Here is a 12,983-nt window from a genome sequence, read left to right as displayed (position 1 = left end):
AATTTTAGTTAAAAAATAGTATTTAGGGTGTTTGTTGAAACTTATGCAGCTTTAGATCCTTCTTTATAACCTGCTACAAAGTGCTTGAATTGCTGCTTTAGCCAAGGGACATCAAACTCTTTTTGTTTTTCATTCAACTCAAACAATACTGATTCAAGCTCATCCAATGGAAAATGGTGTTCTAGCGCTTGCATGATAAGGGGATGTTCAGTTGATTCAACATTTTCTTCACCGATGATGAGCTCTTCATAAAGCTTTTCTCCATCTCTAAGCCCCGTAAAGATGACTTCGATATCACCCTCAGGATGGGCAGCATCTTTAATATCAAAACCACTTAAATGAATCATTCGCTGTGCCAAGTCAACAATCTTGACCGGCTCTCCCATATCAAGCACAAACACCTCACCACCTGATGCCATTGCACCTGCTTGGATGACTAAGTTTGCTGCTTCTGGAATCGTCATAAAATAACGAGTCACATCAGGATGGGTGACCGTAATCGGTTTACCTTGCTCGATCTGCTTGGTAAATAACGGTACTACAGAACCGGACGAGCCTAGGACATTACCAAAACGCACCATACTGATACAGGTCTGGCTATCCGTCTGGCTGAGCGCTTGGCAAACCAACTCTGCTAGACGCTTAGAAGCGCCCATCACATTGGTTGGTCTTACTGCTTTATCGGTCGATATTAAAACAAAGGTCTCAACATTTGCTGCAATCGCCGCTCGGGCGCAGTGATAAGTGCCTTTGGTATTATTAATGATGCCTTCAAAGGGGTTGTGTTCAACCATTGGCACATGTTTATAGGCGGCAGCATGATAAACCGTTTGGATATGATAGAGATTTAGTATTCTGAGCAGGTTCGATTCATTAGTGACATTACCGATGACTGCAACGATTTGGATGTCTTTATAAGCAGGCGTATTGGCTTGTTTTATAGTTAGCTCTTGATGAATACTATAAAGCGCAAACTCGGATAGCTCATAGAGCACGATACATTTAGGCTGGTTCTTGATTACTTGGCGACATAATTCGCTACCGATAGAACCACCAGCGCCAGTAACCAACACGCACTTATCTTTAATATTTAGCTGCAGCAATTTTGCATCAGGTTCAACAGTCTGTCTGTCTAACACATCTAAGATATCTACTTTGCGCATACTACTGACGGTCACTTTTTCGTCAGCGATTTCCTCTAAGCTTGGCAATTCTTTGATTTTTATCGCAATGCCTGAGAGCTTATCTATAATCTGGCGTTTTTGCGCGCGACTAATAGAAGGAATGGCCAAAAATACTTGCGCAATATCCAGTTCTTCTACTAAGCTTACTAACTCGTCAGCAGGATAAATCTTTTTGCCGAGTAAATACGCACCGGTAAGCTGTGGATCATCATCAACGTAAGCCACAACATTATATTTATGCGAATTTCTAAGACCTTCTAATAAATCTCGACCAGCCTCTCCCGCTCCGTAAATAACAACATTATCATAAACACCATCGTCTTTAAGGCGACGCTGGGCTCTACCGCTCCAGCGCATCAAGAGCTCACGTATAGTAAGACGACTATTCCATAACCAGATAAAGAAGAAAAACAGAAAGATAATAGGAACGGAGCGTGGTATATCTTCTAAAGGATTTAAATAAATGATGATCTCATAGACCACCATAAGCAAAAAGAACAGCTTTGCGACACTACCCATAACCGTATCTAAAAAACCACGTGCTACCCCTTTATAGAAACCAATCAGATATAAACCGATGATGGGCAGCGTACCATAAGATAATAATATGATAGGGCTAATGTTATGAGCGATATCACCATAGCGCAACGACAACGCTAAGAACAGACAAACTAAAGACATTGCCAAGTCTGTAGTGAGTAAAATCGCTCGCTTAACGCTACGGGGCAACGATAACAAGTATTCTGCTATACGTTGTAGCCAGCCAGTTTTGCCATTAAGTGATGGATAATCACTTGACGGTTTTGAATTAGTAGACATAACACTCAACCACTTAAAAACGTGAATTTTGGTAGAATTTTCAAATAGCTAACTATTGATTATTACCATAAGCATAACTATAGTGATAACTATATTTGCTCATAATCCCTTGTTGTACATCGTTGAGAATGATACCGTCGACCTTTATATTGGCTTTATTCATCTGATTAACCGCATAAACCAGCTGCCCTTCTATAGAATCGTCGTATCTAGTGACCATCAATACCTTATCCGCGTGCTGCGCTAATATCATAGCGTCAGAGGCAGCCAATACTGGTGGCGAGTCGATGACAATATAATCATAATGCAAATTAAGCTCTGCCATTAAATGATTAAAACTGCCATTTGCTAATAATGAAGCAGGGTTACGCGGATGCTGGCCGCGTGGCATAAAGTCAATATTATCTATGCCAGTCGGATGAATAAAGTTTGCTAGGTTACTACTCTCTTGGCTAGTAATAACTTCTGTAGTTTGGGCGTTAGATTTTGATAAATGAGTCTTATCCTGTGATAAATAGTCCGCTAAACCATTATCTTGGCTCATGCTAAACATTCTATGTAGCTCACCCAAGCGCATATCAGCATCGATAATCAGCACTTTTTTATCTAACTGCGCAAATACTTCTGTCAGATTCGCAGAGATAAATGACTTACCAACGCCTGGGCTTTCGCCAGTAACAAGAATAACTTTGGCGCGCTGACCCGCTCGCCCTTGTACTGGCATGCCGAACATTAGGTTCGTTCTTAAGCTCTTAATAGCTTCATAGCTCAAACTATTGTTATCGACATAGGCCAACAAACGATTGGGCGCTTTCTTATTTTTACGTAGCCTGGTGAGTAGTGGCGAACGTGGAATCGTCGCTACTACAGGAACGCCCGTTTTACCCTCAATACGCTCAGGGTCTTTAACCACATTTCTAAGCAAGCTTTTAATTAATACTAACATAGCGCCTAGCATAGTACCCAATAATGTCGCTAATACCCAAATTTGTAACTTTTTAGGTGCAATCGTATTAAAGGTACTGATAGGCAAATCGATGATACGGGCGAAACCAATTTGACCAGCTTTAACGATCTTTAATTGCTCATAGTTTTTAAGCAAAGTAAGATAAATCTCTCTATTGATAGCTGTATCTTCTGATAATTGTAAAAACTCTCGTTGTACTTCAGGTAGACCAGCGATAGTATTATCAATCTCTTGCTTTCGACTATTAAGTACGTCGAGCTGCTCATTGATTTGGATCACCAATGGATGGTCTTCGGTATAGTAAGTCGTGAGATCGGCTTTTTTAAGTTTTAATTCATTAAGCTGTGCATCAATTTGAGAGTTCTCAGTTAACAATATACCTGCTTCTTGACCAATATCTATAGTTCCAGACTTTTCACGGAATTTATTAAATTCCTTTTCAGAATCTTCTAACTTCTTTTTTAGTGTTGGAATTTGAGTTTCCATGAACTTAATTGTTTTTGTAGTTTCTTCAGAACCACGCGACTGATTCTGATTAACATAGGATAAAATTATTTTTCTAAGTATTAAAGTCACTTGTTCTGGATTTTCACCTGTCATAGACAGTTGAATAATGCCAGTTTGTTGCCCCTTTTCCGTAACCACTAACGAACTGTTCAAAGCATCAGTCGTTGCCTGTAAGGACTGTTTAGTGATGACGGTAGGATGTGAGTTAAGAGGTAAGTCAGTCACTACGATATGAATTTGTCCATTCGCGCCTTTGAACTTATTGAGCTGATTAAATTGACCTTTAAAATCATCAAAGCCATTACTTAATACAAACCCTGTATCAGTTCTTGTCAATGTGAAAGGCTGGTTTAAATAAGCTTGCGATACATCAAACTGCCTTATACGTACTTGACCGCTCTCAGTCTCGAGAGATACATCATCTAATGTATTCCTTTGGGTGTTAGTGCCATTCTTTTTAATTTTATCAAAGATATCAATTGTAGGATCAGTAAGCTTTATACGTAGATGAAGGGAATTAACAACCGGCTCTAAGATCATACGAGACCTTATTAACTCAGCTTCTGTCTGGGCCTTACTAACATCAGGTGATATCAAATCTGATATATTGGTACCTAAGGCTGAAATACCTTGAGAATTTTGCTCGATCTGTATTAAAGCATCTGATTTAAAAGTAGGATTGACATATCTACTATACAAGATCCCAATTACTAAACCCAATACAGCAAAGAACACAACAACTTTCCAGCCACGCAAAATGGCAAACAGCAATGCCATAAGGTCAATGTCGTCATTATCTTCTTTAGAAGCAGTGTTTGATAAGTTCTTTGAATCTGTATTCATAACTGTATGGTCATCACTTAAGGTTAATCGTTTAATAGCAGCTATTTAGCTAATTTTATCGGCCCACTGTTCTAGACTATCAACAATATCTTGATAGGCTGTTTCAAAAGCACTCATCTCATGTTTATAAGGATCAGCAATGTCTTTATTCATCCAATGACCTAGCTTAAAGGTTTTGCCACGGCAAAACGGCCAGCGCTCTTCAATCCATTTCGTTTGACCATCTGACATGGTAAAGATAATATCGGCCTTTTTAGCTAACTTTTCATCGATCTGTTTTGCCATATGATTGGTAATATCGAGCTGTCTCTCGGTCATGATTTCTAAAGCAGCAGGGTCTGCAGGATGACCAACTAATGCCCCAACACCAGCAGAGTCGACAGCTTTATCAGGGTAACGTTGTTTTAGCAGTGCTTCAGCCATGGGACTACGACAAATATTACCGACACATACGACTAAGATATTATTAAACGCCATAATAAATATTACCTACGATTTATAAACTTGAGAGCGATCTTACGGCTGACGTGGAAGGTAGAATGGCGCTGATAACACGATTCCAACGCGTTAAGCCAGTTGGGTCAACATAAACAATATCATTAGGGTGCATCTCGAAACGATTGGCTAGCGCAAAGCTAGTAATGGTCTGCATATCTACATAGTAAATATCTGTTGCTCGTGTATTTAAATTATCACGAACCACATATATTTTAGCTGCATTTGCCGTAGCAGAATTAAGCCCTTTAGATTCACCCAAAACCTGCGCTAAACTAATACCTTGCTCTAAAATAGGCACTGGCTCTACTTGACCGAACTCACCCAAAACATATACTTTATTACGGTCTTGGCTATTGACATGAATAGAATCACCATCCTGTAAATATATTTGGTTGGCTGATAGACCCATTTGGCGTAACGACTGCAACCCTAAATTATAACTTTTTCCTCGGCGGCTAAGCACTATATTATTCGAGTCCCCGGTAACCGTTGCTCCACCTGCCATAGAAATTGCACTGTATAGAGATACTGGTACATCAGCAATAGCAAACTCACCAGACTGCTTAACATCTCCATCAATAAAGAATTTACTACCACGATAATTTATAATCTTCACTTGTGGATCAGAGTACTTAAGATAACGTTGTAGTTTACTTTGTAAGGTAGCAGTAAATTGTGGCACACTCATACCACTGGCTTTAATACGACCTATTAGAGGGAATTGAATAAAGCCTTGTTGATCGACTGTCAGACTTGATGTCGATGCATTAATATCCGGATAATCAATAAGGGTAACGCTTATGATATCCCCTTGCTCAATACGATATTCTACTCGCCCGGAGGTTTTGGCTAAAGTATACAAATCATTATCAATAACAATCGCTTGCTTAGGCGGCAAAGTAGCTAGATTTAACGGTTGCACATTAAACTGTAAACCATTGTCAGCGATAAATGTCCCACTAGGTGGTAGTTCACCTGCTTGTAGTCCAGCATTGATACTAGAGCAACCCGTGAGTATGCTAATCACAAGTATAGACGCCACACTTAATAACTTTGATGAATTGAAAAACATAGAAAAACCTTTATAAATCACAGATATAAGCAGCGTCTAGCAACGAGCATAATTGAGACAACCATAATCGAGTATTAAACTAACCATAAAAAACAATGGAATAATACCACAGGTGGTCGAAGATTGGACAGATAAGGTAAGTTTTTTGGTAAAATTAGATAAGAGTAACAATCAATTTATATTTACTTTTCGTCAAATATATAAATCTCGATTGAATTATAGCCACATAATAAAGCCTAACTTACCAATAATGTGAGCCTCAAAAGCTTTATCTTTAATATCATTTCAATAAATAGCGTATAATACTCAGTCCAATTTTATACATTGAGAAATGTAAACCCACCGAAACAAGGATATCGTTATGAAAGATGAAAAACTGCAAAAAGCGCTTGCCCGCATGGGACTTGGCTCACGTCGTCAGATGGAAGAAGTCATTAAAGCAGGTCGTGTGACCGTTAATAATGGACCTGCAACCATCGGCGACCGCGTCGAACAAGGCGATGAGATTCGTGTTGACGGTCGTCAGATCAAATATACGGCTGAAAATGAAAAGCGTCGTCGCGTTTTAGCTTATTACAAACCTGAAGGTGAAGTTTGCTCGGCTAATGATCCAGAAGGTCGTCCAACGGTTTTTGAACGTTTGCCAAAACTGACTCATGATCGCTGGGTTATGGTTGGGCGCTTAGATATTAACTCGACTGGTTTGTTATTATTTACCAATGATGGCGAGATGGCGCATCGCTTAATGCATCCGTCTAGCGAAGTGACACGCGAATATGCTGTACGTGTACTTGGTGAAGTAACTCCTGATATCGCGCGTACGCTAACGGCTGGCGTCATGTTAGAAGATGGCATGGCACAGTTTGAAGATATCAAAGAAGGCGGCGGTGAAGGCGTCAATAAATGGTATCACGTCAGACTAAAAGAAGGTCGAAATCGCGAAGTGCGCCGATTGTTTGAATCGCAAGGTCTTAAAGTTAGCCGTCTATTACGTACGCGTTACGGGTCGATTGCGCTGCCAAAAGAGCTGCGTACTGGACGCTTCTTAGAGCTGGATAAAAAAGACATCAATACCTTAACCGATTTGGTCAGCCTACGCCCACGTCACGGTACTGGTTTGCATGGTGCAGCTAAAGAAAAGCAAGAACGTATCAAAAGCAAGCCGCTTAAAGCGCGCCGTGTTGACAGTCGTAGCGATAACCGTCCTAGCAGTGCAAAACCTAAAAGCAGTGGCAGTCCTGCCAGTCGCGGTTCACGTAATACCCGCGATCGTAACAACAAGCGTTAATCAGTCACGGATTAATCCTAGCTGATAAAAAAGCGGTCAATGCCTGATTCATTGACCGCTTTTTTTATGCGTTTTTTAAGAGTATCACTCACTTTAGGCTTAGTCGTCATGACTATGAATATAATTTTTCATCACGCGCAATTCTTGTAGATGTTGCTCTTCCATTCGCTCTAACAACCCATCTAAGCGCTGCTCAATGCTGTCCAATACCTCTTGTAACAGCCTACCCGCCTCAGTCTGCTTCTGTCCATTTTTAGTACGATTGCTTATATTGATATTTGCTAAATGATAATGACTGACCAACATTTCGGGTAAGCGGGTATGCAGCATTTTATCTAAAACAAATTGTTGCTCGCTAATAACTGAAGTTACATTTTGCGCTTCTAACTCGTTTTGACAATTGTGGTAGTCGGCTACTTTCTTATCAATATTCTGTAATTGTCGTAGCTGTTTATCTGATAAGGCTTCTAGATGTTTTTTATTTAAGTTTAGCTGTTGCCAATTGAGAGAAGTTAACAACAGGGGTGCATTACTATCTTGATAGGTCAGCACGCCTGGAGTAATACCGACCATTCTATGCAATGCGTGCCAGCCCTTTCTCCCCAAATAAAAGACGCCGACAGTGGTAATCACACCAACGCCTATTAATATACTCATGTTACTTTACTCTTCTTTCGATTTATTTCAGCCTAAACATTTAGACTTGGGTTATTATCACTGTCTCTCATTTATAGCTTAATATTTTCTATATCAGTTTCTTTATTAGCTGAGTTTTCAATTACCTGAATTTCAGCAGCACTATTATCGATTTGTTGTAGTCTAGAATTGCTGGTTGGATTATTAAAACGCTGCTGCAAATATCGATTGGTCGCCAGCAGCTTTTGCCCATCTTGATGATAGGACGCATTCAGCAGGTCATCAAACTGGGTATTAATCGTCCTAAGCACTTCTAATAGCGCCTCTTTGCCCGTGACATCAGAATGCTTAATTTTCGTGGTATCAGCAAGGGCGCCGTTCCCAACATCTAAGTCATGCAAGCGGCGATAATCGGCTACCGCTAGTGGCACATGCCTATCCATTAGATTTTGAATCATAACGTAGGTTTCATTGACGGTATCTTTATCATCAATTTTACCATCGTTATTGGTATCGCCATAAATAACCCGCAGCTTCTCACCCTTATCATTGATTTGATCCAGCGCTGTTTTGACTTCAACTGGCAAGCTCTTTTCAGGGATATAACCCAATTGCGGCATCGCTTTATACTCAAGCATTTTGGGCGCCGTGACTTTTTTGATACCACGATATCCAAGGTACAACCCAGCTGCTGGCAATACGCCATATAAAATAAACATCACGAACATCGCAGTCAATTGGGTCATTTGGGTATCCTTGTTGTATAGTAGAAATACTTAGCAAAAATATTTGGCAGACGCGGTTGGCAAATTTATTGTTATTTTCGATAATACTTAATCATTATTATTAAACAAAAAAATAAGGCTGTATTAAAGCCTTATATTGTTATGTATTGCGCCGATTGTGTTTAACAATACTAACGACTTTTAAATAATCCTCGTTAAATTCAAGTTAGCTTTGCGTACGGCTTTTGACATAACGGTGCGTTGAAGCCAGTTTGTTCATCACCGTTTGATGCAATTCTTCTAATAACTCGTCAAGCTCGTAATCAATGTCTAAAAACAAATCCGTGAGCATATCGCCAGCGGTCATTTTTCCTTGCACGACATTGTTCTTAGTGCGATGCGGGCTAAAACGTTGGAGCTGCTCATAATGATGCAGCGCCTCAGGGATACTTTCGGACACCAACTTATCAATAACAAACTGGCGCTCATTATGTTGCTGCTGTTGCTCGGCATTGAGCTCGCTACTCCACTCACGGTAGCGTTTTAGCTTACTATTAATCCGGTCTAATATGGCGACCGCTTCAATCGGCATGGCATTTAGGGTGGCTGCATCGACCACATCAACAAGCTCAGTCATAATCGGACAGCGTCCATGTTTGAGATACCATAAGGTATCTGGGTCAAAAGGAGGTCTATTGGTTGGGCGCATTTGGGCGCGATTGGCTAGATAGCGATCGGTCAATGGCGTCGGTGTACGGATATCATTTACTTGTGCTAAGGCATCACAAATGCGCTCGCTACGCTGCGGCTCGCTAAAGGAAGAACTGGAAACTGAAGTATGCATGTTTTCTTGGTTATCGCTACTATCGCCATGCTTATTTGCATTATTAGAAACTTCTTTAGCGGCAGCTTGCTGAGCATTTTTGGCAGCGATGGTTGGCAGGTCATCCTGGGCTTGCCCGAACGACTGTAGCATTCTTGTCAGACTTATGACCATGACCTACCCTGCTCCTCGCTTATTCTTTATTCATTGCTGACTAATATTTCTGAATAGTACTGATGACTTGGTAGCATCTATTGCAGCAAACACATTGCATTCGACTATTTTATCCCTTATCTTAACAGCTTTTTCGGGCGCTGCCAGTAAGCAAACGTCACCGTTTTGGCCTTTAAAGGATAAGCCAATTATCATGAATTTCACCGATTATAGCGCCGGTTTTTTGCTTGGTTTATCCTTGATTATCGCTATTGGTTCACAAAACGCCTTTGTGCTCAAACAAGGACTGAAACGCGAGCACATATTCTTCGTCTGCTTATTTTGCGCCATCAGTGACGCGCTTTTAATTTCTGCTGGGGTAGCAGGCTTTGGCGCGGTCACGGCGCAATATCCGCAAGTTGTGAACATCGCTAAAATTGCTGGCGTTATTTTCTTATTAGGCTATGGGCTACAAAGCTTATATGCCAGCGTACGCCTATCGCATGCGCTTACTGTCGATGGTCAAGTGATCACCAGTTTAAAAAAAGCGCTGTTATTATGTTTTGGCTTTACTTGGCTTAACCCGCACGTCTATTTAGATACATTGGTGCTGGTCGGCATGGTTTCAACCAGTGCCAGTAGTAAATTGGCTTTTGCAGTCGGTGCGGTCAGTGCGTCATTCTTTTTCTTTTTTGCCTTGGGCTATGGCGCGCGCTTGCTCAGACCTTTATTTGCCAAACCAAAAGCTTGGAATATATTAGACGCTTTGGTAGGCATATTAATGCTGTATTTGGCTTGGCATTTATACCAAAGCTAACCATGTATTCAGTGCATTTAACGTTAAAAACGAAAAAACCAAATACACTCTCAGGCGTATTTGGTTTTTTATTTATCACAACGAGCATTTATGCCACTTTTTTACGCTTTTTAGGTTTAACAAAGGTTAAGTTTAAAAAGTGCTCAAGTGAATCATCAAGAATATCCAACCAAGGTTCTGGCAATTTAGGTGCCATGGTTCCCGTCAAAGTAGAACGATAGGCCTTTTCTCGAAAGGTCATGATGTTCTCGGCTTTATCTTTTTGCCATTCTTTTAAAATCTCGCCCTGTTTTTCAACGGCAAATTCTGGATAATCCGTAGCATTGGTCAAATCGCGAATATAAGCGGCCTGAAAGTCGATTGAATCACTGACCGTCACGCATTTGGCATACGTTGCGAGCCATTTTTGCTCATCTTCTTCACGTGCTGCCAAATCGGGCAATTCGATATCACCCATAATCACATCACGTGCATACCATGCTTGCGCATCGAACATATTAAAGGTGAAATACTGGTCTTGCATGCCCAAATAAATCAGCTTTGGATTTGGCTGCCAAAAGATACCTTTATAAAGGTTGGCTGGATACAAGCAGTTGTGCGTCTGCAAACGTAGCTCATCTGGCATAAACGGGAAATGAAATAAATAACCAGTGCACATGATGATGGCGTCGAATTTTTGGCTCGTGCCATCGGCAAAGTGCGCGACATCGTCTTCAAAATGCGTCACTAACGGCACTTCTTTAATACCTTCAGGCCATTCATAACCAAGAGGCTGACTACGATAACTGATGGTTACCGACTTGGTGCCATATTTATGACACTGGGTACCGATATCTTCGGCAGAATAGCTACTACCTACTAATAAGATATCTTCATCTTTAAATTCTAAGGCATCGCGGAAATCATGCGCGTGCAAGATACGACCTGGAAAGGCTTCTAAACCTTCAAAATACGGCATATTTGGCGTTGAGAAATGACCCGTTGCTACCACCACGTAATCAAACTCTTCGACTTCTTGCTCATCGGTTTTATGATTCATTACCGTCACAGTGAATTTTTGCGTTTCATCATCAAACGACACCCAGCGTACGGGGCATTCAAATCGAATATATTTTTGGATATCTTGTTTATCGATACGCCCCATGATGTAATCTTTTAGGACTTCACGCGGCGGATAAGATGGAATGGCTTCACCAAAATGCTCATCAAACGAATAATCGGCAAATTCTAAGCATTCTTTGGGGCCATTTGACCATAAATAGCGGTACATACTGCCGTGCACGGGTTCGCCGTTTCTATCTAAACCAGTACGCCAACTGTAATTCCACATACCACCAATGGCGTTTTGTTTTTCATAACATACGATTTCAGGTAAGTCTTTTATCCCGGCTAAACGAGCCGCTTCAAAGGCACGTAACTGTGCCAAACCACTTGGACCTGCACCTAAAATTGCCATTCTTTTCTTACTCAAAACTGACTCCTATAATATTGTTGTACCCCTATCATAACATATTTGTATGGATGACGTTTTTAATGCAGACTTTTGGTGATTAATTGGAATTGGTACAAGCATTAGTAAGATATAAGAAAGTGTTACTAAACAACCTTTTAGGATAAGTATTAGTATTTTTTAGCAACTAGGCAGGTTTGACTAATTTAGGAAGTTTTAGCCTTTAACCCCATAATAAAAAGACCATGTTTTTTTACACGGTCTAAAAAGATACAGTTATATTTTAAAAAAGAAGGGCGTAAAAAAGGACAGGTAAGAACCACTAGAGAAGTAAGTGGCAGACAAGCAAGGTGATGATTACACTAAATCAGGAAATAAGGTACGTAGGCCGTTAACGATAATCTCGATAGAAACTGCTGCAAGCAACATACCCATGATACGGCTCATGATATTAAGTCCGGTATCGCCCAATAACCGACTGATACGGCCCGCTGCCATTAGCGCCACATAACAAAATAAGCTGATAAATAAACCAGCAATCAAAATGGCAGAGACTTGCAAAATACCAGTAACCTGTGATGAATAAATAATCACCGTCGAGATACCGCCAGGTCCAATCATCATCGGAATGGCAATCGGCACCACTGCTGCAGCCATCGTTGGCGGCGCACCTTGCAAATGGTCAACATCAAAGTTTTCTTGATCGGGCTTAACCGGGTTACCTTCGCCATTCATCATATTTAGGGCGATTAAAAATACCAAGATACCACCTGCCAGCTGGAACGAACCAATCGAGATACCCAACGCTTTTAGCAGCGTCTCACCTGCTAAGGTAAAAAAGCTAATGGTGATAAAAATCGTCAAACAAGCGATGCGCGCCACTTTACGGCGATTATTTAGCGAGTAGCCGTGAGTTGAATCCAAAAACAACGTCAAAGCGCCAAAGGGATTAATCAGTACCATAAAGGCTAAGATTATCTTGATAATTTCAGTATCCACTGAGCGCTCGCTTATCTATTGGTCAAATCAGGCAAAAGATAAGGTCACTATGCACAAGTAGAGGCACAGGCAAAGATGACCTTATAATCGGTAGCAGCGGCATTGTAGCATAGGCAGATAAGTCTATTAAATCATTAACTTCGCTTAATTCCCCGTCCTTACCAATTCAATAGCATATCCGTACAAATCTGCCCTTTTAATA

At 40.7% G+C, this 12,983-nt stretch carries 11 protein-coding genes; 2 read left to right on the top strand and 9 right to left on the bottom strand.

Annotation, left to right across the window (positions count from 1 at the left end; translation table 11 throughout):
• Nucleotides 1–41: 41 nt before the first annotated feature.
• Genes ACPEGP_RS00325 through ACPEGP_RS00310 form a run of 4 tightly spaced genes read right to left on the bottom strand, consistent with a single transcriptional unit; the run spans nt 42 to nt 5,890 of the window.
• Entirely contained in the window at nt 42–2,003 is a 1,962-nt protein-coding gene (locus ACPEGP_RS00325; RefSeq protein WP_423813584.1) for a polysaccharide biosynthesis protein, read from the bottom strand.
• A 52-nt stretch (nt 2,004–2,055) separates the two neighbouring features.
• Nucleotides 2,056–4,320 carry a GNVR domain-containing protein gene (locus ACPEGP_RS00320; protein ID WP_423813583.1) on the bottom strand — a complete coding sequence of 755 codons (2,265 nt, stop codon included), beginning with the start codon at nt 4,318–4,320 and terminating at the stop codon, nt 2,056–2,058.
• Between the two features lie 45 nt (nt 4,321–4,365).
• Nucleotides 4,366–4,797 carry a low molecular weight protein-tyrosine-phosphatase gene (locus tag ACPEGP_RS00315; protein ID WP_423813582.1) on the bottom strand — a complete coding sequence of 144 codons (432 nt, stop codon included), beginning with the start codon at nt 4,795–4,797 and terminating at the stop codon, nt 4,366–4,368.
• Nucleotides 4,798–4,816: 19 nt separating this feature from the next.
• Entirely contained in the window at nt 4,817–5,890 is a 1,074-nt protein-coding gene (locus ACPEGP_RS00310) for a polysaccharide biosynthesis/export family protein (RefSeq protein ID WP_423813581.1), read from the bottom strand.
• 361 nt (nt 5,891–6,251) lie between these two features.
• On the opposite strand from ACPEGP_RS00310, the gene rluB reads away from it, so the two are divergent.
• Entirely contained in the window at nt 6,252–7,178 is a 927-nt protein-coding gene (rluB, locus tag ACPEGP_RS00305; protein WP_144297250.1) for a 23S rRNA pseudouridine(2605) synthase RluB, read from the top strand.
• Nucleotides 7,179–7,277: 99 nt separating this feature from the next.
• Here rluB and ACPEGP_RS00300 read toward each other — a convergent pair whose 3' ends face one another.
• The 3 genes from ACPEGP_RS00300 to ACPEGP_RS00290 form a co-directional block, all read right to left on the bottom strand.
• Nucleotides 7,278–7,835, bottom strand: a complete 558-nt coding sequence (locus ACPEGP_RS00300) for a hypothetical protein (RefSeq protein WP_198328966.1) — start codon at nt 7,833–7,835, stop codon at nt 7,278–7,280.
• A 71-nt stretch (nt 7,836–7,906) separates the two neighbouring features.
• Entirely contained in the window at nt 7,907–8,560 is a 654-nt protein-coding gene (locus ACPEGP_RS00295; protein WP_423813580.1) for a hypothetical protein, read from the bottom strand.
• A gap of 205 nt (nt 8,561–8,765) precedes the next feature.
• Entirely contained in the window at nt 8,766–9,515 is a 750-nt protein-coding gene (locus ACPEGP_RS00290; protein ID WP_423813579.1) for a hypothetical protein, read from the bottom strand.
• Between the two features lie 214 nt (nt 9,516–9,729).
• On the opposite strand from ACPEGP_RS00290, the gene ACPEGP_RS00285 reads away from it, so the two are divergent.
• Nucleotides 9,730–10,332, top strand: a complete 603-nt coding sequence (locus ACPEGP_RS00285; RefSeq protein WP_423814221.1) for a LysE/ArgO family amino acid transporter — start codon at nt 9,730–9,732, stop codon at nt 10,330–10,332.
• A gap of 88 nt (nt 10,333–10,420) precedes the next feature.
• Here the strand turns inward: ACPEGP_RS00285 and ACPEGP_RS00280 are convergent, their stop codons facing one another.
• Together ACPEGP_RS00280 and ACPEGP_RS00275 are read right to left on the bottom strand one after the other, a co-directional pair.
• Nucleotides 10,421–11,803, bottom strand: a complete 1,383-nt coding sequence (locus ACPEGP_RS00280; RefSeq protein ID WP_423813578.1) for an NAD(P)-binding domain-containing protein — start codon at nt 11,801–11,803, stop codon at nt 10,421–10,423.
• A gap of 336 nt (nt 11,804–12,139) precedes the next feature.
• A complete protein-coding gene (locus ACPEGP_RS00275; protein ID WP_200663136.1) occupies nt 12,140–12,781 on the bottom strand; it encodes a MarC family protein in 642 nt (213 codons plus the stop codon).
• Nucleotides 12,782–12,983 lie beyond the last annotated feature (202 nt).

It is taken from the genome of Psychrobacter sp. 219-2-C, assembly GCF_049560815.1.
Classification (GTDB): domain Bacteria; phylum Pseudomonadota; class Gammaproteobacteria; order Pseudomonadales; family Moraxellaceae; genus Psychrobacter; species Psychrobacter faecalis.
The sequence above is the reverse complement of the archived record's forward strand: the minus strand, read 5'-3'. Positions and strand labels throughout refer to the sequence as shown.

Bases quoted from the DNA above. Each gene is read 5' to 3' on its own strand.
- ACPEGP_RS00320 (WP_423813583.1), bottom strand. From the start codon at position 4,320: ATGAATACAGATTCAAAGAACTTATCAAACACTGCTTCTAAAGAAGAT.
- ACPEGP_RS00285 (WP_423814221.1), top strand. From the start codon at position 9,730: ATGAATTTCACCGATTATAGCGCCGGTTTTTTGCTTGGTTTATCCTTG.
- ACPEGP_RS00295 (WP_423813580.1), bottom strand. From the start codon at position 8,560: ATGACCCAATTGACTGCGATGTTCGTGATGTTTATTTTATATGGCGTA.
- ACPEGP_RS00310 (WP_423813581.1), bottom strand. From the start codon at position 5,890: ATGTTTTTCAATTCATCAAAGTTATTAAGTGTGGCGTCTATACTTGTG.
- ACPEGP_RS00290 (WP_423813579.1), bottom strand. From the start codon at position 9,515: ATGCTACAGTCGTTCGGGCAAGCCCAGGATGACCTGCCAACCATCGCT.
- ACPEGP_RS00315 (WP_423813582.1), bottom strand. From the start codon at position 4,797: ATGGCGTTTAATAATATCTTAGTCGTATGTGTCGGTAATATTTGTCGT.
- ACPEGP_RS00300 (WP_198328966.1), bottom strand. From the start codon at position 7,835: ATGAGTATATTAATAGGCGTTGGTGTGATTACCACTGTCGGCGTCTTT.
- rluB (WP_144297250.1), top strand. From the start codon at position 6,252: ATGAAAGATGAAAAACTGCAAAAAGCGCTTGCCCGCATGGGACTTGGC.
- ACPEGP_RS00325 (WP_423813584.1), bottom strand. From the start codon at position 2,003: ATGTCTACTAATTCAAAACCGTCAAGTGATTATCCATCACTTAATGGC.